We start from the raw sequence: 24,739 nt of genomic DNA, 5'->3' as shown, positions 1-24,739 counted from the left end.
ACTCCCTCGCTAATTATTTTTTTCCGGGCTCACAACCATCCAGACAGCAATACCTATAATGATCGCCCCGATAACAAAACCATTGTTAACGGTTTCGTTCAGTACCATGTATCCCCATAGCACGCCAAATGGAGGAATTAAAAAGGTCACTGTTAATGAACGTAAGGGTCCGATATCAGCGATAAGCCGGAAATAGAGTATGTAGGCAAATGCGGTACAGATCGCTCCTGCGGCAATGACGCTTATCCATGCCTCTTGCTGTAACCAGTTAACGGTCGGTCCACTATGGGTGCTCCATATAAAAAAGGGTAGCAAAAAAAAGGACGCACCTATCTGACTACCGAAGGCAACGATTTTAGGATCGAGTCCACCTTTGTTTGAAATCCAGCTACGCGTCAGAAAACCGGCGATCGCATAGCAACTGGTCGCGATGAGGCAGGCAATAACGCCGGCAATTTGTTTCTCAGCTGACAGGGGTTCACCAATTGTGGCGATCGCGATGATCCCGACAATGCCCAGGAGCATGCCAGCCCATTTTCTGAATGTTAATTTCTCTGCAAAAAATGCAAACCCAATCACCGCCCCCATCAACGGCGTTGTTGCATTCAGAATGGCTGAATACCCAGCCGGTAACCATTTGGCAGCCAGGCAATACATCAGGAAGGGTAATCCAGAATTAATGACGCCAAGCATCACAGAGGACTTAAATTTATCTTTAAAGTCAAAAGAAGATTTAAAGATAAATAAAATAACCGCGAGTCCTGTGAAACCAAAAAAGACGCGCAAAAAAGCCGTGTTAATAGCGCCAAACTGCGGTACGGCTATACGCATAAAGAGAAAACTCGCGCCCCAGATAGCGGCGAGCAACAATAACCGAAGATAATCAGCAATGCGCATAGCGGTTCCTTTTATTTGAATGAGAAGTCACAACGCAACTGTGAAACAGGGCGGGCGTACTGACAAACAAGATTTTTGTTTATACTTAAGCTTTTCTAATTCATGAAGTCGTGTAGCCGATGAAAATGCCACCTTTACATGCGCTTATGTGTTTTGAGTCTGCGGCAAGGCTGATGAGTATGAAAGCGGCTGCCGATGAGTTATGCGTGACATCCAGCGCGGTCAGCCAACAGATTGCTAAGCTGGAAAGCATGACGAACAGCCGGTTGTTCATACGTAGTCCTCGCCGTCTCGAACTGACAACCGAAGGACGCATCTATCTGCGGGCGATAAGGCCGGCTTTCAATCAGATAGCAGAAGCAACACAGCGCTTAATGAATGAAGGAAAGGCAAACAAAGTGACGGTCAGTTGCACAAGTGGTTTTGCCATCCAATGGCTCCTGCCGCGGCTGCCTGCATTTGAAAAAGCTAACGCGGGCGTGGAAGTGCAAATCAGTACCACCAACAGGCAGGTTGATTTACTGTCTGAAGGGATTGATTTCGCCATCCGACACGGGGCTGGTGACTATCCCGGGCTGGAGTCTGAGTGCCTGATAAACGATAAACTCCTCCCGGTCTGTAGCCCCCGGTTAATCGCATCAGAGGACGAGCTCTCATCACCGGGCGATATGGCTGAATACACGCTGCTGCACGATGAACACAGGCTGGACTGGGCTCTCTGGTTTCGTGCTCTGGGTATTAGCAATTTGAAGACAGACACGGGGCCCGTTTTCATCGATTCCAACGGCGTGATTGAGGCCGCAATCGCGGGCAAAGGTATCGCGCTCGTGCGCAGTTCTCTTATTTGTGAAGAACTGAAGAGTGGTTTGCTGATTAACCCGCTAAAAATACCGGTTGATACGCCGATTGCGTACTATCTGGTGTACGACGAGTCCGCGGTCTTGCAGAAGATATGCCGGCGTTTCCGTGACTGGATAACCACGACCGCGACCAAAGAATTTCCCGCGATAGACAAGAGGGTTATATAAAGAAGCTGACCCCAGTTCTGTCCGTACTCCCTCTGAATTCCCTATGACGTGGGGGGAGAAATGGGGAGATAATCTCCTCTCCCCCTGGAAAGACATGTGTCTGGTCGTTGATTCCGGTGCGCTAAAGCGTTGAGAGGCTGCGTATTGCTGAATAGAGCAGGCCTGACGGCGGCAGCCCGTTTTATCAGAATTTGACGGTCACCTGATTGCCGAGCACCCAGGCGTTTTTAATCTCTTCGCTTCCTCCCGGATGAACGAGCAGCTGCAGGTTAGGGCGCACGGTCAGCCATGGCGTCGCGCGAAAGCTATAATGCAGCTCTGCGGCATACTCGGCTCTGCGAACCGGAACATACAGAGGGTTATCATAATCATCGATCCCCCGCATCTGGTTCAGGAGCTGCGCCCGACGGGCGACTCTGTCGTTGGCGTGCATTTTACTGACGCCGAAGCTGATAAAGTCCTGCGGACGGCTGGCGAAAGAGCCTTGATAAATGGCTCCGGCCTGAATCTGATAGTCCATTGTCGCCGTATCTTTATCATTCATTGCCAGATGCCCGAAAAGGCTAAGGCCACGCTGGCGCTGGCTGCTCGAGTAGGTCAGCTGCTGGACGATATAGAGATAACCTCCGTAGCGGCCGTCGTGTCGCCGGGCGGCCTGGTGCGTGAGCACATAGGGATCGCCATTGTCATCATCCAGCACATCATTGGCGTCCGCCGTGTTATACCATCCCCCGAGTTTCCAGATGCCGGGGAGTTTTGCCGCGCCGAGAGTAGGTCGATATCCCAGTTCAAAAAGGTACATGTACCCCAGATGCCCGGTACCATCCAGCTGGAAGCTTCCGTGGCGGGTGGCGTAGGCAGGATTGTACTGAAACGCGCCGGCCTGGACGTAAAGCGCCGGGGCAGGGCTGTATTTAATACGGCCGCCCCACTGGCCTATGGGGGTGTTATACCAGACGCCGCTGCCGTGGCCGGCTAAAGAGCCGCACAGCGACAGGTTTTGAAAAAAGCAGCCGTTGTTATCAAAATCCTCTCCCGGCGGCATCAGGCCCACCTTGAGATCCAGCTTCTTATCCCACCCGGTTTTTTTGAACCAAAACTGCGTCGCGTGCCATGTTTGCCCCCGACCGTAGTTGCTCTGAACACCGGAGCCTATTACCGGCGCGCGCGGATCCTGAAGGCGATCCTGAGTCAGATCTCGCCCGTTACGATTATTCACCGACGCTTTAAATTCACCGTCGTGAATACCTAAAATCTTTTCCAGATCCATATTTACGCCGAGAATATACTGGTCGCTGTAGCGCAGGGTTTTATCGCGATCGTAACCGCCGGAGATATTCGTGGCCGTCATTGCGCTATATTCCAGCGTAAAATCATAACCATGACGGCGCAGATCCGTACGCACGCCTCCCCATTCTCCGGTCATGTTTTTTGCGGTGGGAGAAAAAAGCGTCTCGTTGGCCAGCGTCTGTAAAGGGTGTAGTAAAGCCAGCAGCATCGTGCCGCTGTGGATGAGTTTGTTCATGTTTTTACCGCCTGTTAATGATCCAGGTCTATGAATAATTCCCGGTAAGGCGCAGCTGAATCAGCCGGCTGCGCCGACCTCCCGTCAGAGGTGGCTCCGCGTTTCCCGGAGCCACAGGCCGTCTATGGCGACAGCTCTTCTAACGATTTTCCTTTGGTTTCAATGGCAAAAAGCCAGGTAATTAAGCCGCCAATCAGCGCAATGACCGCGAAAGTGATAAACACAAAGCGGATCCCGAAGCCGCTGACGATAAAACCGACCATCAGTGGGCCGATGGATGACCCCGCCCGGAGCCATGCGCTGGAATACGCGGTGCCGATAGCGCGCAGTCGGGTGGGATAAAGCTCTGCCGCGTACAGATAAAGCGAGAAAGCGATGGTCTGCAGAATGGCGTAGGTCAGGCTGCCCAGAATCAGAATTTCAACGGCGGATTTCGCGCCCAGAACGGAGAGGGCGATCAGCGGAACGACGGCCAGTAAAAAGGCCCATGTGTACCAGCGCTTGCGCCCGACGCGGTCGATCATCAAGGCGCAGATCACCGAAGCCACGACGCCGCAGGAAGAGGTGATCCAGCCGTAGGCCAGACTGGTATCGAGGGAGAGGTTAAACCAGGTTTTGTAGAGGGTTGGAAACCAGGTGATCATTCCGTTGTTGACGCTATAAACCGTCAGCCACAGTCCCCAGAGCATAAAGGTGCGGGATTTATAGATACCGCCAAAGAGGGCTTTAACCCCTTCCGGAGCCGCTTTTTGCACCGCGGGGGCTTTTATTTCCGGTTCGGGCAACGTCATCCCGCGCCTGATGACCTCTGATTCCAGCGTCGATACGATGCTGTCCGCTTCCTTCAGCCTCCCTTTTGCTGTCAACCAGCGCGGTGATTCCGGCATGAGCCAGCGCAGGGGAACGGTCAGCGCGGAGGGGACTAAGCCAATTAAAAACATGACCTTCCAGCCATAGATGGGCACCAGAAAATACCCCACCAATCCGGCAAACATCATGCCGATAGGGAAAATCACTTCATACAACAAAAAGAAACGCCCGCGCTTTTTGGCACCGACAAATTCATTGATATAGGCGCTGGCAACGGGGACTTCCGCACCGATACCCACCCCCTGTAAAAAGCGAATAACAAGAATTGACCAGCCGTTCCAGGCAAAAAGGCAGGCCGCATCCATGAGTACGAACATGATGATGGTGATACGCAATACGCCGATACGGCCTATTTTTTCCGCCAGCGAGCCGAAAAACAGGGCGCCGCACAGCTGGCCCACGTAGCTGGCCGCAATAATAAGACCGACAAACGTCGGCGTGAGACCCCACTCCTGGGTAAGCTGGGGGAGAGCAAATGCGATTGCAATAATGGTATAGGCATCGAAAAACGTCGATAAGCCGACGATAACGCGGATCGCTTTCAGCCGTCGGGTGATGGGGAGGCGTTCCAGCCTTGCCAGCAGCGCGTCTGGCGTGGACGCCGTTCCGCTGGCAACGGCGTAATCTGAAGCAATGGCCTGAGTTGACATAGTATTACCCTGTTAAACGTTGTCTGGGGCATACACGTAAGGTTCTGAATAACCACAGGGCAACGAACCCTTATTCATCGACGTGCTGCATATAATGCTGTCCTGATGTGTTTATGATAACGTTACTGCAATCGATTTCACTTGCAGCTAATCCTTTGCTGGATTCGCCGCTAAGTCAATTACGCCTGTTGTATAAATGTCGAGCAGTTCACAATCTGAAAAAACTCACGCGCAAAAAGGCGAAGCGGCGAATGCAAAGCAAAATGGATAAGAAATGTGAATTAACGACCAGCCGAATGAACCCGGCAAAGTGAAGCACCATTCCTTTTGTCCGGGCGAGGTTTGACGTAAGATCCTTTAACCCCACGGTTTGCACGATGGTATCCGTTGAACGGGCAACACGGATTTTTACCCGCATTGATGAGTTGGAGCAGCAGATGGATCAAGAAAGTGAACTGAACGATTTGCCGGAAAAAAAGCTGGCGACAATGCGGGATGTTGCTCGCGCTGCGGGCGTGAGCGTCTCGACCGTTTCGCGCGTACTCGATGAACGGTTACCCACTTCACGCAGCGCCTCGGCAGAGAAAATTCGCCAGGTGGCCCGTGAGCTGGGCTACCGTCGGGACTATGTTGCTTCCAGCCTGCGCCGGGGCGATACCGGAACGCTTGGCGTCCTGGTGCCGAGGCTGACCGATGCCGTTACGGCGATGCTTTTCGAAGAGATAGCCAGGGCGGCGGCCAGGCGAGGCTATTTCGCGATCGTTGCGACCTGCGGTGATAGCAAGGATCAGGAGAAAAACGCCGTGGAATCGCTGCTGGATCGTCGCGTGGATGGGTTGATCATGTCCACCTGCCGGCTGGACGATCCTTTGCCGCAAACCCTGCGTGAACGGGATGTGCCCCACGTTCTGGCGCTGCGTACCGACGGTTTTAGCCCCTCATCGGTCGGGGACGATGAGCTTGGCGGCTATCTGGCTACCCGACACCTGATTGATTTAGGCCACCGCGATATTGGCCTGATTGGCGGCCCTGATTTTGCCTCCAACGCGCGCAACCGGCGTAAGGGCTTTGAGCGGGCAATGCAGGAAGCCGGGCTCAGGATCGAAGCGGAATGGTGCTGTCATTCAGATTTTAATATCGCCTCGGGGGAGCAGCAGGGAATGAAAATTCTCAGCCAGCCTCATCGCCCGAGCGCGCTATTTGCCGTCAATGACGAGCTGGCGATCGGCGTCCTCGCGGCCGCGCACCAGCAGGGGCTGGTGATTGGCGAAGATCTCTCCCTGGTCGGCTACAATGATATTCCCCTGGTGAGCAGACTGCCCGTGGCGCTGACCTCGGTCAGAACGCCGCTGGAGCATATCGCCAGCAATGCGGTTGATATGTTATTGAATCCAGAGATAAATAATAATATTCGGATTACCACGCCTTCCCTTATTCCCCGTAAGTCTACCGCGTCTCCACGTAAATAATCCCCCTGCGATCCTCCCCCGACTTTCCAGGAGAAAGCGGGGAGGGTTGAATTTTGTATAACGGATCTCATCCCGGATGCAGATCGCGGTTTAGTTTGTGATCTGCGTTGCATTTTTAACCAACATGGCGTTGACGGTTTTATTTTTGAGGTTCAATGTCAACGTCGTGAAAACGATTGCAGAAACGATTTCACTTCCGTTTCAAAGAATCGCTTAACCGTAAACAAATGCTTACTCATCAAGGGGATATTTATGATTAACATCGATCTGAGAGGTTTGACTCCGGCTCCGGTTACACCCTTCACTCGCGATGGACGCGTAGACTATGATGCCATTCAGCGCCTCGGCAGCTGGCTGGGCAGCATCGACGGGGTGAAAGGTCTGGTGGTGCTGGGACATGCAGGGGAGGGGACTTTTCTGACCCAGGAAGAGCAGGCGAATGTGATCCGCGCGTTTGTGAAGTCCGTGGATGATAAGCTTCCGATTATTGCCGGCATCACCGGGGAAGGGACGGAAGTGGCTGCGCTGGAGGCGAAGCGCGCCGTTGCCGCCGGCGCATCCGCCGGTTTGCTCTATCCTTCCCACGGCTGGCTGCGCTTTGGCTATCAGGATGGCGCGCCTCAGGATCGCTACCGCGTGGTGTACGAAGAAAGCGGCCTGCCGCTGATTCTTTTCCAGTATCCGGATGTCACTAAAGCCACCTACAACCTGAAAACGCTGCTGGATATCTCCGCGCAGCCGGGCGTATTTGCCATGAAGAATGGCGTACGTAATATGCGCCGCTGGGATACCGAAATTCCGGTTATTCGCCGCGAGCGTCCGGATCTGCAAATCTTAAGCTGCCACGATGAATATCTGCTGCATACCGCCTTTGATGTGGATGGCTTCCTGGTCGGCTACGGCAATATCGCGCCTGAGCCGTTAATTGAAATGATTAAGGCGGGTAAAGCGGGCGATTACGTTAAAGCGCGTGAGCTGCACGACCGACTGCTGCCGGTGACCAAAAGCGTCTACCACCGCGGTTCGCACATGGAAGGTACCGTGGCCCTTAAACATGCTCTGGTTGCGCGCGGGATCCTTGAACATGCCACCGTTCGCTCTCCGCTGCTGCCGCTCGAAAATGGCGCTGAAAAAGAGATCCACGACGCCATGCGCGCCGCTGAGCTGGGCCGCGTCGGTTAATTTATTCTGCGTCTGTTGTTAATCCGCAATGCAGAAATATCGCTTACTGTATTGCGGATCATCGGTTACTTCGCCCCGGTATTTTTTGCTGCTCTTCATCATAACGTCGGGGCTTTCACCTCTGTATATTGCTGGGTGATTTATGAAACTATTAAGCTTTCGCGTTAATGATAAAAACAAATATGGCCTGGCGACCGCTGACGGCGTCATCGATCTGCAGGCGCGGTTTCCTCAATATGGCAGCCTGCTGGAATTTATACCGCATCTTCATCTTGTTGATACTCTGCCGCCGTCTGCGAAACAGGCGAACTATTCTTTCGACGAGATCGCTTTCCTGCCGGTCATTACTGAACCGAAAAAAATTATCTGCGCTGGCGTGAATTATCGCGATAAAAATGCTGCCGGTAACGAGAAGCCCTCTAACCCAGTGCTATTCATCCGCTTTGCGGATTCACAGGCCGGGCACCTGGCACCGCTCCTCAAGCCGGAACGCAGCAATGAGTTTGACTATGAAGGCGAAATGGCGCTGGTGATGGGCCGTGGAGGACGCAATATACCAGAGCAGGAGGCGCTGCATTATGTTGCCGGCTACAGCTGCTATATGGATGGCTCCGTGCGCGACTGGCAGCATGCCTGCTTTACCGGCGGCAAAAACTGGCCAGCGACGGGCGGCTTCGGCCCCTGGCTGGTGACCGCGGACGCTATCCCCGACCCGCAAAATCTGAATATTACCACCCGACTGAATGGCCAGACGGTGCAGCAGGATAATACGGGCAGCATGTTGTATTCAATTGCCGAACTCATTGCGTATATCAGCACCTTCAGCGCGCTCTCTCCGGGGGATGTCATTCTGACCGGCACGCCCGGAGGCATCGGAAAAAAACGTACCCCGCCGCTCTTTATGCAGCCCGGGGACAGGGTGGAAGTCGAGATTGAGCAGATCGGATGCCTGATGAATACCGTGCGCAGCGATGCCGCAGTAGCGCGATAAGTTATCGTTTGTATCCAAAAACAGGGTGAGAGCGCGTTTGCCCGGCGGCCAGGACTTGCAGGCCATTTAATCATGTAAAGGGTTAATGCCGGACAGGGAGCCGTGGAGGCAATGTATGATATTGGTTCAGTTTCTGGTGGTGCTGCTGTTTCTGTACATCGGCATGCGGGTCGGGGGGATCGGCGTGGGGGTTGCCGGCGGCGCCGGCGTGATTGTCCTCAGCGCGCTCGGCGCCACGCCGGGTGATATGCCGATGCTGGTTATCGTATTTATAATGGTGGTGATCGTGGCGATTGCCGCCATGCAGGAGGCCGGCGGTATTGAATACCTTGTTGACCTCACCGAGCGCCTGCTGCGCCGCTATCCGCGATTGTTAGTCATCACCGCGCCGCTTTCCACCTGGCTATTAACCATGATGGCCAGCACCGGGCAGGTCTCTTTTGCCTGTATGCCGGTTATTGTCGGCGTGGCGAAAGAGAACAATATAAAACCCACCCGGGCGCTTGCTCTTTCGGTCGGTGCCTCTTTGCTGGGCATTGTGGCGTCGCCCATTTCTGCGGCGGTGATTTTCTTCTCGGGGATTCTGGAAAAGGGCCATTCTGGCTGGGGCTATATTGAGCTTATTGCGGTATCAATCCCGTCCACCTTTCTGGCGCTGCTGGTCACCTCCGTTTTTTACCTGTGCTGGGACAGGATCCGCCAGCAGGATCGGCTCAATGACAATCCGGTTCAGGTGCAGGCAAGGACTGCGCGGGCGATCCCGCCCTGTGCCGGTCGTTCGGTGCTGATTTTTATCGTCGGGCTGGTTGTGGTGCTGGTTTATGCGATTGTCACCAGTCCGAAGCTCGGGCTGATTGCCCATCCGGTCATGAGCAGCGGACAGGCGCGGGTAGGGGTGATGATGGGCGTTGCGCTGCTGATTGTGGTGTGCTGCCGGGTTAACGTACACAAGGTCCCGTCCGGCTCGGTGTTTAAAACCGGGATGACCTCCTGCATCTGTATTCTCGGCGTCGCCTGGCTGGGTTCAACCTTTATGGACAGTAATCAACAGTGGTTGCAAAGCGCGGTCTCGTCACACTTGCTGGATTCGCCCATGATGCTGGCCATTATTATTATGGCGGCCTCATGCTTCTTGTATTCTCAGGCGGCCTCCACAAAAATTTTATTCCCCGCCGCGCTGAGTATGGGCGTTGCCCCGGCTATTTTGGTTGCCTGCTTCCCGGCAACGGCTTCTCTTTTTATTTTGCCAAACTATCCGACGCTGCTGGCGGCGGTAGAGCTGGATGATACCGGCTCCACCAGACTGGGCCGACATATTATCGATCACCCTTTTCTGCTGCCTGGCCTGGCATCGGTCCTGCTTTCAATGCTCTTCGCCGCGGGGCTGGCTTATTGGATTCAGTGAATCGCCCGAGGCTTTTACTTTGAATACATCCGAAAACAAAACGGTTCACCGTCGGTGAACCGCTTTTTTCGATATCAGGCTGCAAGATCTTTCATTACCTGAATAAATGCCTGAGAGACAGATTCTTCTTTATGGTGATGCCCATCCTCAATCACCCAGCGTCCGCCAGTCATCACCGCGGTAATGGGATTAGATGAGCAGGCGAAGATCCAGCGGTTGAGCAGCATCTGGTCTTCTGCGCTGGCGATAAAGGGATTCTGGCTATCCAATACGACCAGATCGGCCCGATATCCTACGCTTAGCTGGCCAATGTTTTGGCCCAGCGCTCTGGCGCCGCCTCGTAGCGCCCCTTGATACAGCACGTTGCCGACGTGAGGCTCGCCTGGGACGATGAGCCGGTTGCGGCGCTGGGCTATCAGGCGCTGCCCGTATTCGAACCAGCGTAAATCCTCGCTGACGCTGACGCTAATGTGGCTGTCGGAACCAATTCCCCAGACGCCGTTATGCTCCAGATATTGTGGGCCAGGGAATATGCCATCGCCGAGATTGGCTTCGGTAGTCAGGCACAGGCCGGCCACCGCACCGGATGTGGCGATCTTCATCGTTTCCTGAGGCGTCAGATGAGTGGCGTGGATCAGGCACCAGCGCGAATCCACGGGGAGATGGTTGTACAGCCACTCCACCGGGCGCTCGCCGGACCAGGCCAGGCAGTCATCCACCTCTTTTTGCTGTTCAGCAATATGAATATGAATCGGCTGCTGGCCAGGATGGCAGGCCAGAATGGCGCCAATCTGCTCCGGCGTAACGGCCCGTAATGAGTGGAAGCACAGACCGGTACGCTGCATTGGCTCGCCGGCCAGCCGCGATGTGAGCGACTCGTACATTGTCAGGTAGCTGTCGCTATCGTTGATAAAGCGGCGCTGTCCAACGGAGGGCGGCTGCGCGCCAAACCCGGCGTAACTGTACAGGACGGGCAGCAGCGTCAGGCCGATGCCGGTATGTTTCGCCGCGCTGGCGATACGCAGCGCTAATTCCGTCCGCTCTTCATAAGGCGCGCCGCTGCTGCTGTGATGCAGATAGTGGAATTCGGCGACCGAGGTGTACCCGGCTTTGAGCATTTCGATGTACAGATAGCTGGCGATGGTTTCCAGCTGTTCTGGCGTAATTTTATCTACCAGCCTGTACATCAGATCCCGCCAGGTCCAGAAGCTATCCGACGGGTTTCCCGCCACCTCCGTTAACCCGGCCATCGCCCGCTGGAAGGCATGGGAGTGCAGGTTCGGCATACCCGGCACGACGACCCCTTTGATGCGCGTCGCCTGCGGATTCGGCGCTGCGTTCTTTTCCAGCGCGGTTATGATGCCTTCTTCGGACACGGTTATGCCGACATTATTTGCCCAGCCATCAGGCAACAGCGCTTTTTCTGCCAACCAGACTGCCATTTTACCACCTTATTATCAGTGCTAATGTATATACATGTACATATATATACATCTAACAGGTCATAGAGTAAACTGACAACGTCAGCATATGAGGAATGGTTAATGGCGCGTAACGACCTGTCAAATTCGGATTCCATGGATGAGTTACTTGAACATCCCGCCCCCTTTTATGAAAGGGTAAAGGCCATGATCAAAACCAAGATCCACAGCGGGGCATGGCCCGCGAATTACCGTGTTCCTTCTGAAAGCGAACTGGTCACGCTGTTTGGCTATAGCAGAATGACGATTAACCGCGCGTTGCGAGAACTGACCGCGGAGGGCTTGCTGGTGCGGATGCAGGGGGTCGGTACTTTTGTCGCCGAAATTCGCGGCCAGTCGGCGCTGCTGGACATTAACAATATCGCTGACGAAATCGCCAGCCGTGGCCATCGCCACCACGCCAGAGTCTTCAGACTGACGGAAATCGAAGCCGATGCCCAGCAGGCGTTCAGCTTCGGCATGCAGCAGGGTTGCGGTCTGTACCATTCGCTGATTTGCCATTATGAAAATGGCGTACCGGTTATGCTGGAAGACCGACTGGTGAATATGCAGGTTGTGCCTGACTACCTGCAGCAGGATTTTACACGTATCACGCCGAACGCCTATCTCTCCTCAATTGCGCCGATTGTTGAAGGCGAACACGTTATTGAAGCGGTCAACGTCACGCGGGCCGAGTGTGTTTACCTGGAAATTGATGAACATACGCCTTGTCTGCTGGTCAATCGTCGGACGTGGACCGGCCGTCAGGAGAAGAAAATCGTCACCAGCGTGCGCCTGGTCTATCCCGGTCCGCGTTACCGCCTGGAAGGGAGCATGCGCAAATGATCCGTCTGCTCCCTGCCGGGTTGTATACGGAAATGCCCTGGAAAAACGGCCAGGGCGTGACGCGCGAAGTGGCCCGCTATCCGGAAGCGGGGGAATATGACTGGCGTATTTCCCTGGCGACCATTCGCCAGCCTGGTCCGTTCTCCGCATTTCCCGGCTACCTGCGCAATATCAGCGTGCTGGAAGGCGGCGGGATGTACCTGACAATCGATGGGCAGCGCAGCGCATTGATTGCGCCTTTCCAGGCGCTGGGGTTTAACGGCGCGAGCGGCGTATCCTGTGAGATTGTCGGCGGCCCGCTGCTGGATTTTAATGTGATTTACCGGGAAGCCGCTCTGCGGGCGACGGTGAGCTGGTGCGGGGCGGGGACGTGGTCGCATCAGGGCGGACTGCGGATATTGTTTAATGCCGGGCCCGCGTTGCGGGTGAGCATCGGCGACCAACGCTATTTACTGGAACATTACGACAGTCTGCTGGTGGATGAAGCGGTGGCGCTGGTTATCCCGGACTCTCCGGGCGCGCGTCTGGCCCGCATCACGCTGGTTCCCCTTTAATCACGCCGCAGGCTCCTTCTGCGGCGCCTGTTGTCACACCTCTTCGCACAATGCCTGCAGCATCGCGCTGAGTTCGCCCTGATGAATCAGGGCGCGTAGCGCATGTATATCGGGGTAGAGCAGCGTATCTTTATCCCGGAACGGCACCGCCTGACGCACTCTCTCCAGCGTCGCCTCGCTGCCCACGGCGGCACGCAGCGGGCGATGGAACTCCAGCGCCTGACAGGCGCACAGCAGTTCGATGGCGACGATGTCCACGGCGTTTTCTACCGCCTTAAGCGCTTTACGTGCGGCGGCAACTCCCATGCTGACATGATCTTCCTGACCGGCGCAGGTGGATACCGTGTGGATACTGGCCGGGCCGGCCAGACTGCGGTTATCGCCCGCCAGCGCAGCGGCGACGTAGGGTGGGATCATCATCCCGGAGTACCCCGAATCCGGCGAGATAAGAAAGGCCGGCAGCCCGCTGAGATGCGTATTGGTTATTCGGTCGCAACGGGCCTGGGAAGCGGTGCTCAACTGGGCAATCGCAACGGCCAGCGCATCCAGCGCCAGCGCCGTTGGCGCACCGTGACCGTTGCCCCCGGGCATCACGATAAGCCTGTCTTCTTCTACCAGAAACAGCGGGTTATCGGTCACCGAATTGAGTTCGATGGTCATAATCTGCCGACAGTGGGCCAGCTGGTCGCGCACCGCGCCGTGGATCTGGGGGATACAGCGTAAACTAAGCGCGTCCTGAACCCGGTGGTCGCGATAACGCGCCAGGATCTCGCTGCCTTTCAGCAGGCGGCGCAGGTTTTGCGCGGTTTCCTGCTGTCCGGGATGAGGGCGCAGGGCGTGCAGGCGGGCATCGTAGCCGCGCGTATTTCCTCGCATGGCCTCGAGGCACATCCCGCCCGCCATATCGGCGACGGGGAGCAGACGCTGGAAATCCGCCACGGCCAGGCAGCCCAGCGCGGTGATCTCATAGGTACCGCCGACCAACGCGTGACCCTCTCTGGGGCCGGGAACATAGGGCGGGATACCCGCCCGCGTCAGCGCCTGTTGCGCCGGCAGCAGTTCTCCCTGATACCAGCATTTGCCTTCGCCGAAGACCGCAAGGCCGATATGGGCGGTGGCAATCAGGTAACCGACGGAGCCGCCGGCGGGTGACCACGGCGTGACCTGACGGTTCAACATATCGGCGATACGCTGCGCCAGCGCCGGGGTAACGCCGCTGTATCCCTGCAGCAGGGATTTTAACGTCACCGCCATCATGGCCCGCACTTCACGCACCGTCAGGTCCGGACCGACTCCGCAGGCGTGGCTGCGCAGCATATTCAACTGAGTATCCGTCATCCTGTCCGGGGAAAGCCGGGTGGTGACCAGATCGCCGACGCCGGTCGTCAGCCCGTAGATTATCTGGCCTTGTTCAATGGCGCGCTGGATACGGCTGCTGACCCGCGCCATATTATCCAGCGCCGCCTTCTCCAGCGCGATCGGCGCGCCGTCGGCAATCCGCACTATCTCATCCACAGTACCCGGTGCCTGCCCGAGGGTAATGCTGCCGTTCAGAGGAGTTGTCATGTCTGCGACCTTATTGGCTAAATCCATGTTTTACCAGCCACTGATGCGCGATATCGTCGATGCTGACAAATTCGGCAATTTGCTCGTTCATGTCGATCAGATCTTCAGTCGTTAGCTGAGCAGAGACTTTATTCAGCGTGGTGGTCACGGCGTCATTCAGCGCTTCACTGGCGACGATTGGCACAATATTTTGCGCCGCGAACAGATGTTTTGTGTCTTCCAGCACGACAAGGCGATCTTTTTTGATTGCTGGCGAGGTTGAAAGCAGATCGGCGACCTGGACCTGGTTATTTTTCATGGCGCTGAGCGTCAGCGGCCCGCCGACGTCCAGCACTTTAAAACTCTTAAAGTTCAGCCCGTACACGTCGCGCAGGCCGGAGAGCCCCTCATGGCGGGTTTTCCATTCCGCCGGGCCGCCCAGCACCAGTTGGCTGGCAACAGGCTGTAAATCGGCGATGGTTTTCAGTTTATATTTATCGGCGGTTTTCTGCGTCACGGCCAGAACGTCGATATCCTGAGCCTGGGAGATCTGCAGCATTTTAACTTTCTCCGGCAGCTTAGCGGCCAGCTCTCTGGCGACGTCCTCACTACCGTGTGCCGCATTTTTCGCATCCAGATAGCTCAACAGCGCGCCGCTGTATTCCGGGATCAGCGTGATGGAACCGTCCAGCAGCGCCGGGATATACACTTCGCGGCTGCCGATGTTCAGCTTTTTCTCCACCGGGATATTTTGCGCTTCTAACGCACCCGCATAAATGGTGCCCAGCAGTTGGCTTTCCGGGAAGTCTGCAGAACCGACAATGACTTTCGGCGCGGCCCAGGCCGATGAGGTCGCCGACAGCAGCAGCGCTGAACACAGCGTCAAAATACGTTTTTTCATATTCATTGAGGTATCCTTTTGAGCAGTGGAATGAGGTTATGGGTTTTTAATACGCCGGGTAATACCGGGTGAAACGACTATTTTTTGCGAGACAGAGAACAAGCAGTCGATCAGTAAAGCCAGTAGCGCCACCAGCATGGCGCCGGCGATCATCTGGCTGAAATCGTTCGCCGCGCGTCCGTCAATAATCAGACGTCCGAATCCCCCCAGCGAGACATAGGCTGCGATGGTGGCGGTGGAAATAATCTGCAACGTGGCGCTGCGCACGCCGGAGAGGATCAGCGGAAGCGCGCAGGGCAACTCCACCTGTAGCAGGATCTGCAGCCGCGTCATCCCCATGCCGCGAGCGGCATCAAGGACATAGGGATCGAGCGCGCGAATACCCGCATGCACACCCAGCGCAATCGGCGGGAGCGCCAGCGCCACCAGCACCAGAATACAGGGCAGAATAAAGGCCATATCGGACTCAAACTCGCCGGAAAGTAAAATCACCAGCAGAATAATCAGCCCAAATGAGGGCAGGGAGCGCAGGGCGTTGGTGGTACCGATGAGCAGGCCTTCCCCTTTACCGGTATGGCCGGTGTAGCAGCCGACGGGAAACGCGATGATAAAGGCGATCGCCAGAGCGACAGCGCTATAGCTGATATGCTGCGCCAGAAGGGGGAAAATGCCGCCCTCACCAAACCAGTGGATGGGATCCATAAACCAGGTAAGCATAATTATCCTCTCTGAGGTTGCCAGCGGCTGAGTTGACGAGTGGCGTAAACCACCAGCATATCCAGCAGCAGCGCCAGAATGATGCTGAGCGCGATCCCGGCGATGATGGGCGTCAGAAATTGCAGCTGGAAGCCCAGGGTAAACAGCGAGCCGAGCTGCGGTGCGCCGATTAATGCCGCGACGGAAACGATACTGACGTTAGACACCACGGCAACGCGCAGGCCGGAACCAATCACCGGCACGGCCAGCGGCAGGTCGATCTGGAAAAACTGCTGAGCGGGTTTATACCCGAGCGCTGCCGCGGACTGACGGGTATCGGCCGATACGGAGTCCAGCCCGTCGCAGACGGTGCGAACCAGTAGCGCAAAGCTGTAGATGGTCAGGGCGACCACAACATTAATGGGGTCCAGAATCTGCGTGTGGAGCAGCGGGGGCAGCAGCACAAACAGCGCCAGGGAGGGAATGGTATAGAGTAGGCCAAACAGGTTAACGATCGCCGACTTGACCGATGGCAGGTGGTGAATGCCCCAGCCGACGGGGATCGCCAGAATTAACCCTATCACTACCGGCACAATTGCGAGATAGCTGTGCCAGAGAAACAGGTTGAAGATTTTATCGCTCTGCGCCCATAGCCAATCGAATCTCATGCTCCCTCCTGGCGCGTGGATTTACACATGTCGAGTACTTGATCGAGGTGGATGGTCCCCTGCGGGATTTGCCGTTCATCGACGATCACGGCCCGATGGTTGGGCGAGCTCAGCGCAGCGTCCAGCAAATGGCGCAACGGGCTCCCCTGCTGGTGGAACGTCGCCCCCAGATTGATGTTGTCGTGGGTAATCGCTGTTGCCGGCTGATGGGTGTCGAACCAGCCAAACGCTTTGCCGTTTTGGGTAACCAGCAGCCAGCGGTCGATGGCCATCTCTTTGGCCTGCTCGAAGGAACAGTCCAGCTCGGCATAGGGCTCGTCGCGTAACCCGGTTTCTGTGTCGGCGGCGTGGAAACTCAGTTTGCGATAGCCTCTGTCTTTGCCGATAAAGTCCGCCACAAAGGCGTTTTGCGGCGTATTGAGCAGTTTGCCTGGGGAGGCCATCTGCGCCAGCTTGCCGCCAGGTTTAAGTACCGCGACCAGGTCGCCGAGCTTCATGGCTTCATCAATATCGTGAGTGACCATAATGATGGTTTTGCTCACCTCTTTCTGAATACGCAAAAACTCTTCCTGCAGCTGTTCGCGGACCACCGGGTCGACCGCGCTGAACGGTTCGTCCATCAACATAAACTCCGGGTCTGCCGCCAGGGCGCGGGCAACGCCCACGCGCTGCTGCTGGCCTCCGGAAAGCTGCCAGGGGAAGCGTTTGGCGATTTGCGGATCCAGACCGACGACTTCCAGTAATTCCCCGGCTCTGGCTCTGGCTTTACTTTTGGCGGCGCCGTTGAGAATCGCGGTGGTGGCAATGTTGTCGATAATATTTTTATGGGGGAATAAACCTGCATTTTGAATGACATAGCCAATACGGCGGCGCAGTTGCACGATATCCATTTGCTCGGTGGCTTCGCCGTTAAGCAGGATCCGGCCCGATGACGGTTCCACTAACCGGTTAATCATCCGCAATGAGGTGGTTTTTCCACAGCCCGAAGGGCCGACAAATACCGTAATTTTGCCCCCCGGCGCTACCAGGCTAAGGCCATCTACTACGACCGAACCGTTGTCGTAGTGCTTAGTCACATTCTGGAAGGTAATCATCTTCACGCCTCTGATTGTTGTGTGTGGTGTTCCCGAATGCAGGGAAGTCACGCGACAAAATGCTGCTATGTATAATCTTGTATGTACAACTAGCAAAACTTGTGCCACTGCCAGAGGGATATGCAATGAGATGGTTATTTTGTTATTTTAAAACAATTACTTATAGTGTATTTGCGTTATCTGGTACTGCCGTCTATGGCGAGATAAGAAGTCATGACGAGATAGAAAATGCACTAGTGTTATCTTTTTGTGATGTTTTAGTGCACAAAAATAAGGCGAAGAGCTGTATTTTTGCACCAAAATGGCCCATCATCACGGTGTGTTCACGAGTGTATAGCGCAGTATGTCCTTCTGTTTTTATGTTAATTTGTTGAATTTTATTAGTTTTATAAATTAATTGCTAACCTGGCATCCAACATGCTTATCATGTATATACAATTAAAATGCAAATAACAAAACTAACAATTAATTAACATATGACAGGTAACGGATAAGAAGGTAAAGCGCATGAGTAAACAAGCAACCCGTTTTCGCGATGTTGAAATAAGAGCCCCGCGAGGCACTAAGCTGAACGCAAAAAGTTGGTTCACAGAGGCGCCGCTGCGCATGCTGATGAACAACCTGGATCCCGATGTCGCCGAAAATCCAAAAGAGCTGGTGGTGTACGGCGGTATTGGCCGGGCGGCCCGAAACTGGGAATGCTACGACAAGATCGTTGAGACCCTGAAGCAGCTCAATGATGATGAAACGCTGTTGATCCAGTCCGGTAAACCGGTGGGGGTTTTCAAAACCCACGACAACGCCCCGCGGGTGCTGATCGCCAACTCCAACCTCGTACCGCACTGGGCAAACTGGGAGCACTTCAACGAGCTTGATGCACAAGGTCTGGCGATGTACGGGCAAATGACGGCCGGCTCATGGATCTACATCGGCAGCCAGGGCATTGTTCAGGGCACTTACGAAACGTTTGTGGAAGCCGGGCGCCAGCACTATAACGGTAGCCTGCGCGGACGCTGGGTGCTGACAGCGGGCCTGGGGGGGATGGGCGGCGCTCAGCCGCTGGCCGCAACCCTGGCGGGAGCCTGTTCGCTGAATATTGAATGCCAGCAGTCGCGTATCGACTTCCGTCTGCGTACCGGCTATGTCGATGAGCAGGCCAGCGATCTGGATGACGCCCTGGCCCGCATCGCCCGCTATACCGCAAAAGGAGAAGCGGTATCCATCGCGCTGCATGGCAACGCGGCGGAAATTTTACCGGAGCTGGTAAGACGCGGCGTGCGCCCGGATATGGTGACCGACCAGACCAGTGCACACGATCCCCTCAACGGTTATCTGCCGCTGGGCATGAGCTGGGAAGACTACCGCGCTCGCGCGCAGTCCCACCCGGTGGAGACGATCCACGCGGCGAAATCCTCAATGGCTGAACACGTTAAAGCCATGCTCGCCTTCAGGCAGCAGGGCATTCCCACCTTCGATTACGGCAACAACATCCGCCAGATGGCGAAAGAGATGGGGGTGGAAAACGCTTTTGACTTCCCAGGCTTTGTTCCCGCCTATATTCGTCCGCTGTTCTGCCGGGGGATTGGCCCATTCCGCTGGGCGGCGCTTTCCGGCGATCCGCAGGATATCTACCGCACCGACGCGAAAGTTAAAGCGCTAATACCCGATGATGAACACCTCCACCACTGGCTGGATATGGCCAGAGAGCGCATCAGCTTCCAGGGGCTGCCGGCCCGGATCTGCTGGGTCGGCCTGGGACAGCGCGCCCGGCTGGGCCTGGCGTTTAACGAAATGGTCCGCAGCGGCGAGCTGTCGGCACCGATCGTGATCGGCCGCGATCATCTTGACTCCGGCTCCGTTGCCAGCCCTAACCGCGAAACGGAAGCGATGCAGGACGGCTCCGACGCGGTCTCCGACTGGCCGTTGCTGAACGCGCTGCTGAATACCGCCAGTGGCGCGACCTGGGTTTCCCTGCACCATGGCGGCGGCGTAGGGATGGGCTTCTCCCAGCACTCCGGCGTCGTCATTGTATGCGACGGCAGCGATGAAGCGGCGGAGCGCATCGCCCGGGTGCTGAGCAACGACCCGGCCACCGGTGTGATGCGCCATGCGGATGCGGGTTATGACATCGCGATTGAATGCGCCAGAGAGCAAGGACTCAACTTGCCAATGATTGCGGACTAATTTCTCCGGCGAAGGGGGCAATGTATCCTCTTCGCCTCACCGGAGTGCTGCCATGAATAATAACAACACAACATACATCGAAACACGTTCTATTGAACCCATCCCTGACGGTGAACGCCACGGTAGCATTTTTAGCCAGTTCACCCTGTGGCTGGGGGCTAACCTGCAAATCACCGCCATGGTCACTGGCGCATTAACTATTGTATTCGGCGGGGATGTTTTCTGGTCGCTGGCCGGTCTTATGCTGGGGCAGATTGCCGGTGGGATTGTGATGGCATTGCATGCCGCGCAAGGGCCGCAGCTGGGGATACCACAGATGATCAGCAGCCGGGTACAGTTCGGCGTCTACGGCGCCTGCCTGCCGATTCTGCTGGTCTGCCTGATGTACCTTGGCTTTATCGCCACCGGGGCGGTGCTGTCCGGCCAGGCGATCTCAGCGGTTTTCCATACTACGGAAACCAGCGGCATTCTGCTTTTTGCTGCCGCCACGCTGGTTATCGCCTATGTCGGCTATCGTTTGATCCACCTGTTGGGTAAGCTGGCGAGCCTGGTGGGGATTATCGCGTTTATCTACCTGCTGTGGAAAATCAGTTCCTTTCCGGCTATTGGCGACCTGCTGAGTATCCGACCCTTTAGCTGGAGTACGTTTTTAACCGCCACCGGCCTTGCGGCTTCCTGGCAGATCACCTTTGGCCCCTATGTTGCCGATTATTCCCGCTATCTACCGCGCAGCACCTCTCCCGGGAAGGTCTTTTTCGCCGTCGGGAGCGGTTCGGTGATTGGCGCGCAAATCGCCATGACCGTCGGGGTGCTGGCTGCCGCTCTCTCGCAGGGAAAACTGGTCGGTCATGAGGTGGACTATATCGTCGGCCTGGGCGGCACCGGCGCGATTGCCACGCTGTTATATCTGAGCATCGCGTTTGGTAAACTGACGATCAATACCCTGAATGCCTACGGCAGCCTGATGTGCCTGGCGACGGTGTACAGCTGCGGGAAGCAGCGAGTGCGCGTAAGCCAGTCGGTACGTCTGCTGGTGCTGGCGATGATTATTACCCTGGCGACCGCTATCGCGATTATCGGGCAACACTCTTTCCTGTCGGCTTTTAAATCCTTCCTGTTGTTCCTGTTGACTTTCTTTACACCGTGGAGCGCGATTAACCTGGTGGATTACTATTTCTTCAACCATCAGGCGATAGACATGGAGGCGCTGAACGATCCGAACGGGAAATATCGGGCGTGGAATGTGACGGGGCTCGGGGTTTATCTCGTTGGAGTGGCGGTACAGACGCCGTTTATTGATAGTGGATTCTATTCCGGCCCATTCGTGAAGATGCTGGGCGGTATCGATATCTCCTGGCTTATTGGGCTGGCGCTACCGGCGGGGCTCTACTATGTCCTGCGCAAAGCGCAGTCCGCAGCGGCGGCTGGCGCCGCCATCAGTCGTTAAAGGAGAGCGCCATGTATACCCTTTGGCACCACTGCCGGATCGCCACCATGGCCGCAGGGCATTATCAGTTGCTTGACGATGGCGCGATGCTGACCGACGGCGCAGTGCTGTTATGGGTCGGGAACCGGGCAGAATTGCCGGACTTGCCCGTTGCGCAGCGGGTGGATTTGCAGGGCAGGGTGGTCACGCCGGGACTGGTGGATTGTCATAGCCACGCGGTGTTTGGCGGCGACCGGGCCCGGGAATTTGAAATGCGTCTCAACGGGGCGAGCTATGCGGAGATCGCGGCTGGCGGCGGCGGGATCGCCAGTACAGTCAACGCCACGCGACAGGCCAGCGAAAGCCAGTTGCTGGAGAGCGCGCGGCAGCGTATCCGGGAGCTATGCCGGGATGGCGTAACGGCGCTGGAGATCAAATCCGGCTACGGCCTGGATCTGGTTAACGAACGTAAAATGCTGCGGGCGATCCGCCGTTTAGGCGACATATTGCCGCTGACCGTGCGCAGTACCTGCCTGGCGGCCCATGCGGTGCCCGTCGAGTATCAGGAGCGGGCGGATGCCTGGATTGACTATATTTGCGAACGACTGCTGCCGGAACTGCATCAGGAAGGGCTGGTGGATGCGGTAGATGCGTTCTGCGAACACCTGGCATTTTCGCTCTCGCAAGTGGAGCGGGTCTTCCAGAAGGCCCGGGAACTGGGGCTGCCAGTGAAGCTCCATGCTGAACAGCTAACGCTACAGCATGGGGCGGCGTTGGCCGCTCGCTACCATGCGCTATCGGCGGATCATCTGGAATATTTGTGCGAAGAAGATATCGCCGCAATGGCACGCCATGGGACGGTGGCGGTGCTGTTGCCGGGCGCCTATTACTTCCTGCGTGAGAAACAGCTACCGCCGCTGGATCTGCTGCGTCAGTACCGGGTGCCGATTGCCCTCGCCAGCGATTTAAATCCCGGCACCTCGCCGGTGTTGTCCCTGCGTCTGATGATGAATATGGCCTGTACGCTATTCCGCATGACGCCGGAAGAGGCGTTGGCTGGCGTGACGCTTAACGGCGCGAAGGCGCTGGGGCTGGATACAGTTTGTGGTTCTCTGGAAGCCGGAAAAGAGGCCAGCTTCGTGGCGTGGGATATCGCTCATCCGGCGGAGCTAAGCTACTGGCTGGGAGGCTCCCTTTCGAAACAGGTGATTTATCAAGGTAAGGAGGTTTATTGTGATTAAGGCGTTTGATTTGCGGCAGGGGAACCTGCCGCTTCTGGTCAGTATGCCCCACCCGGGAACGTTATTAACCCCCGAAGTCGCCCAGGGGCTCACGCCGAGGGCGAAGCGTCTGGAAGATACCGACTGGCATATTCCCTTGCTCTATCAGACCATCGCGGACATGGGGGCCAGCACGTTATGCGCCCGCTATTCCCGCTATGTGGTGGATATCAATCGCCCGGCGGATGATAAACCGCTTTACAGCACGGCGACAACCGGGCTGTTTACCGATATCTTTTTTGACGGAGAAGCCCTGTTCGTGCCGGGCGGTGCGCCTGACGCGGCGGCGAAGGACGCGATCCTAAAACAGGTCTGGCAGCCTTATCACCAGGCGCTTGCCGCTGAACTGGCACGTCTGCGTGAGAAATTTGGCTATGCGCTGTTGTGGGATGCGCACTCGATCAAATCCGTGGTGCCGCGCTTGTTTGAAGGGCGACTGCCGGATCTGAACTTTGGTACGGCGGACGGCGCCAGCTGTTCGACGCAGCTTAGCCAGGCGCTGCTGGCAAGCTGCAATGCGTTCCCGCAGTATAGCCGGATACTCAATGGCCGCTTTAAGGGCGGATATATCACCCGTCACTATGGCGATCCCGCCAACCATATTCATGCTGTTCAGCTAGAAATGGCCCAGTGCTGCTATATGGATGAGGAGAGCTTTGCTTATCTTCCGGAGAAAGGGCAGCAGGCGCAACAACTGCTGGAGAGGTTGATTAATACTGCGTTGCAGTGGGGGCGAGAGCAGTACGGCGAGCCCGGAATGTGAACGCGTATATTGAAATGCTGAAGACACAGGCATCCAAAAAGTCTGTAAAACAGCCGAAGGCGATAAGAAAGGTCAAATAAAGCGACGCCTTACCGCCTGCCTGACTTCTTCTGAAGAGAGGGGGAATGCGGGCCGTTAGCGGACCCCCTTATATCCCCGTCTTTCTGAACTGCCCCCCCTTTCCTTGCGGAAAGGGGCTTTTCACAATACCAGGACTGAGCGGGATTCATGAACCGTCTTCTGCAGGACGTGAGGCGGTCCCACTTGCTTTCCTCATCGCCTGGCTGTATTGCCAGGTGGAAACAGAAAACCAGGAATCTTCGGGTGATTCAACTTCTGTTGGGTCATAAGAAACTGGAAAGCACAGTCCGTTATCTGGGCATTGAAGTCGATGATGCGTCAGGGATTTCTGAATCGATAGAGGTCTAAGGTTGTCAGGGCTGCAACAGCAGCTCTGTGCCAGGAACGGACATTGCTTATATTTGCCTGTATAGGCCCCAATAGACAAGTATATCACTCAGGCGCTGCTCGTTTGACGAAAGCGAAATCAAACGCTGGAAAAGTGACTATGGAGAAATCCGGGTTTATATGGAAAAACAGCCTGTCGACGAAATCGATATCATGGAGTTCGATGCTGATTTTCATACCTGTAATATTCCAGATCACCGTGTAGCCTTCTTGCCAGAATATCCAAAGATGCCGATGTCAACGACCTGAAACATCATGGCGCGGAGGACTATTACGCTGTAATGAATGATGCCATTGAATGGATACGACAGGAAGTTGACCCTGGCCCAAATTCAGTGCAGTGCTAAATCAGAGATCCTCGTCTTTCCGGAGACTTCGGATGAATTCAGCCGGAGTCATGTCATTTAATGATGAATGCGTTCTCTCATGATTATATTCCCTGCGCCAGTTGTCGAGTTTGTCCTGCGCATCTTCCAGCGACAGGAACCAGTGAATGTTCAGGCATTCATCCCGCAGACTGCCATTAAATGACTCAATAAACGGGTTATCCGTTGGTTTTCCGGGGCGGGAGAAGTCCATTGTGACACCGTGCTCATACGCCCATTTATCCAGAATTTTCGAAATAAACTCGCTGCCGTTATCTGTCTGAATACGTACCGGCAGGCGCTTGCCCAGCACCCGCAACCCTTCCATCACACCGACCACATCCTCACCTTTCAGCGACTTTCCGGCATGGATCGCCACACACTCCCGACTAAAATTATCCACTACAGTCAGCGCCAGGAAACGTCGTCCGTTAAACAGGTTATCCGACACGAAATCCATACTCCAGCACTG

21 protein-coding genes are annotated in these 24,739 nt (G+C 55.8%); 11 read left to right on the top strand and 10 right to left on the bottom strand.

Going from position 1 to position 24,739, the window contains the following annotated elements; translation table 11 throughout:
* Nucleotides 1–9: 9 nt before the first annotated feature.
* Complete coding sequence (locus tag ABLU96_RS05785; RefSeq protein ID WP_064405204.1) at nucleotides 10–897, bottom strand: DMT family transporter; 888 nt, start codon at nucleotides 895–897, stop codon at nucleotides 10–12.
* A 119-nt stretch (nucleotides 898–1,016) separates the two neighbouring features.
* On the opposite strand from ABLU96_RS05785, the gene gcvA reads away from it, so the two are divergent.
* Complete coding sequence (gene gcvA, locus ABLU96_RS05780) at nucleotides 1,017–1,925, top strand: transcriptional regulator GcvA (RefSeq protein WP_064405202.1); 909 nt, start codon at nucleotides 1,017–1,019, stop codon at nucleotides 1,923–1,925.
* A gap of 184 nt (nucleotides 1,926–2,109) precedes the next feature.
* Here the strand turns inward: gcvA and ABLU96_RS05775 are convergent, their stop codons facing one another.
* Together ABLU96_RS05775 and ABLU96_RS05770 are read right to left on the bottom strand one after the other, a co-directional pair.
* A complete protein-coding gene (locus tag ABLU96_RS05775) occupies nucleotides 2,110–3,450 on the bottom strand; it encodes a carbohydrate porin (protein WP_025107247.1) in 1,341 nt (446 codons plus the stop codon).
* Nucleotides 3,451–3,572: 122 nt separating this feature from the next.
* Nucleotides 3,573–4,970, bottom strand: a complete 1,398-nt coding sequence (locus ABLU96_RS05770) for an MFS transporter (protein ID WP_025107246.1) — start codon at nucleotides 4,968–4,970, stop codon at nucleotides 3,573–3,575.
* Nucleotides 4,971–5,407: 437 nt separating this feature from the next.
* Here ABLU96_RS05770 and ABLU96_RS05765 point away from each other — a divergent pair, with 437 nt between their 5' ends.
* The 4 genes from ABLU96_RS05765 (at nucleotide 5,408) to ABLU96_RS05750 (ending at nucleotide 10,017) form a co-directional block, all read left to right on the top strand.
* Nucleotides 5,408–6,439: a LacI family DNA-binding transcriptional regulator gene (locus tag ABLU96_RS05765; protein ID WP_025107245.1), complete on the top strand. Its 1,032-nt coding sequence runs from the start codon at nucleotides 5,408–5,410 to the stop codon at nucleotides 6,437–6,439.
* A gap of 252 nt (nucleotides 6,440–6,691) precedes the next feature.
* Nucleotides 6,692–7,621: a dihydrodipicolinate synthase family protein gene (locus tag ABLU96_RS05760; RefSeq protein WP_004848004.1), complete on the top strand. Its 930-nt coding sequence runs from the start codon at nucleotides 6,692–6,694 to the stop codon at nucleotides 7,619–7,621.
* 142 nt (nucleotides 7,622–7,763) lie between these two features.
* A complete protein-coding gene (locus ABLU96_RS05755; RefSeq protein ID WP_025107243.1) occupies nucleotides 7,764–8,612 on the top strand; it encodes a fumarylacetoacetate hydrolase family protein in 849 nt (282 codons plus the stop codon).
* Between the two features lie 115 nt (nucleotides 8,613–8,727).
* Nucleotides 8,728–10,017, top strand: coding sequence for an anaerobic C4-dicarboxylate transporter family protein (locus ABLU96_RS05750; protein WP_348862379.1), 1,290 nt, complete (start codon nucleotides 8,728–8,730; stop codon nucleotides 10,015–10,017).
* A gap of 74 nt (nucleotides 10,018–10,091) precedes the next feature.
* Here ABLU96_RS05750 and ABLU96_RS05745 read toward each other — a convergent pair whose 3' ends face one another.
* On the bottom strand, nucleotides 10,092–11,459 hold the full coding sequence (locus ABLU96_RS05745; RefSeq protein WP_014228062.1) for a formimidoylglutamate deiminase: 1,368 nt from the start codon (nucleotides 11,457–11,459) through the stop codon (nucleotides 10,092–10,094).
* A gap of 102 nt (nucleotides 11,460–11,561) precedes the next feature.
* Between ABLU96_RS05745 and hutC the strand changes: the two genes are divergently transcribed.
* Together hutC and ABLU96_RS05735 are read left to right on the top strand one after the other, a co-directional pair.
* Nucleotides 11,562–12,323: a histidine utilization repressor gene (hutC, locus tag ABLU96_RS05740; protein WP_004848014.1), complete on the top strand. Its 762-nt coding sequence runs from the start codon at nucleotides 11,562–11,564 to the stop codon at nucleotides 12,321–12,323.
* Complete coding sequence (locus ABLU96_RS05735) at nucleotides 12,320–12,877, top strand: HutD family protein (protein ID WP_064405201.1); 558 nt, start codon at nucleotides 12,320–12,322, stop codon at nucleotides 12,875–12,877. The genes hutC and ABLU96_RS05735 overlap by 4 nt, the downstream gene beginning before the upstream one ends.
* A 33-nt stretch (nucleotides 12,878–12,910) precedes the next feature.
* On the opposite strand, the gene ABLU96_RS05730 is transcribed toward ABLU96_RS05735, so the two are convergent.
* Genes ABLU96_RS05730 through ABLU96_RS05710 form a run of 5 tightly spaced genes read right to left on the bottom strand, consistent with a single transcriptional unit; the run spans nucleotide 12,911 to nucleotide 17,781 of the window.
* Nucleotides 12,911–14,443, bottom strand: coding sequence for an aromatic amino acid ammonia-lyase (locus ABLU96_RS05730; protein WP_064405199.1), 1,533 nt, complete (start codon nucleotides 14,441–14,443; stop codon nucleotides 12,911–12,913).
* A 10-nt stretch (nucleotides 14,444–14,453) separates the two neighbouring features.
* Nucleotides 14,454–15,329, bottom strand: coding sequence for an ABC transporter substrate-binding protein (locus ABLU96_RS05725; protein ID WP_004848020.1), 876 nt, complete (start codon nucleotides 15,327–15,329; stop codon nucleotides 14,454–14,456).
* Between the two features lie 30 nt (nucleotides 15,330–15,359).
* Entirely contained in the window at nucleotides 15,360–16,040 is a 681-nt protein-coding gene (locus ABLU96_RS05720; RefSeq protein ID WP_064405198.1) for an ABC transporter permease, read from the bottom strand.
* A 2-nt stretch (nucleotides 16,041–16,042) separates the two neighbouring features.
* Nucleotides 16,043–16,687: an ABC transporter permease subunit gene (locus ABLU96_RS05715; RefSeq protein ID WP_004848024.1), complete on the bottom strand. Its 645-nt coding sequence runs from the start codon at nucleotides 16,685–16,687 to the stop codon at nucleotides 16,043–16,045.
* Entirely contained in the window at nucleotides 16,684–17,781 is a 1,098-nt protein-coding gene (locus ABLU96_RS05710; RefSeq protein ID WP_064405196.1) for an ATP-binding cassette domain-containing protein, read from the bottom strand. Before ABLU96_RS05710 ends, ABLU96_RS05715 begins: the two co-directional genes overlap by 4 nt.
* A gap of 507 nt (nucleotides 17,782–18,288) precedes the next feature.
* On the opposite strand from ABLU96_RS05710, the gene hutU reads away from it, so the two are divergent.
* From hutU to hutG, 4 genes are read left to right on the top strand one after another with little or no spacing between them, the layout of a single operon-like run.
* The gene (gene hutU / locus ABLU96_RS05705) at nucleotides 18,289–19,965 is read left to right on the top strand and encodes a urocanate hydratase (protein WP_057173096.1); all 1,677 of its coding nucleotides are present in this window, start codon (nucleotides 18,289–18,291) and stop codon (nucleotides 19,963–19,965) included.
* Nucleotides 19,966–20,017: 52 nt separating this feature from the next.
* On the top strand, nucleotides 20,018–21,412 hold the full coding sequence (locus ABLU96_RS05700; protein ID WP_025107235.1) for a cytosine permease: 1,395 nt from the start codon (nucleotides 20,018–20,020) through the stop codon (nucleotides 21,410–21,412).
* A gap of 11 nt (nucleotides 21,413–21,423) precedes the next feature.
* Entirely contained in the window at nucleotides 21,424–22,632 is a 1,209-nt protein-coding gene (gene hutI, locus ABLU96_RS05695; protein ID WP_064405194.1) for an imidazolonepropionase, read from the top strand.
* The gene (gene hutG / locus ABLU96_RS05690) at nucleotides 22,625–23,434 is read left to right on the top strand and encodes an N-formylglutamate deformylase (RefSeq protein WP_072065664.1); all 810 of its coding nucleotides are present in this window, start codon (nucleotides 22,625–22,627) and stop codon (nucleotides 23,432–23,434) included. Before hutI ends, hutG begins: the two co-directional genes overlap by 8 nt.
* 816 nt (nucleotides 23,435–24,250) lie before the next feature.
* Here the strand turns inward: hutG and ABLU96_RS05685 are convergent.
* Nucleotides 24,251–24,739 (bottom strand): IS3 family transposase (locus ABLU96_RS05685; protein WP_348862376.1); only part of this gene is annotated, 489 nt, incomplete at its 5' end.

The organism is Klebsiella sp. CN_Kp106, from assembly GCF_040064575.1.
GTDB classification, from domain to species: domain Bacteria; phylum Pseudomonadota; class Gammaproteobacteria; order Enterobacterales; family Enterobacteriaceae; genus Klebsiella; species Klebsiella michiganensis.
Note: the sequence above shows the minus strand (reverse complement) of the source record. Positions and strands in the feature narration are given on the sequence as shown.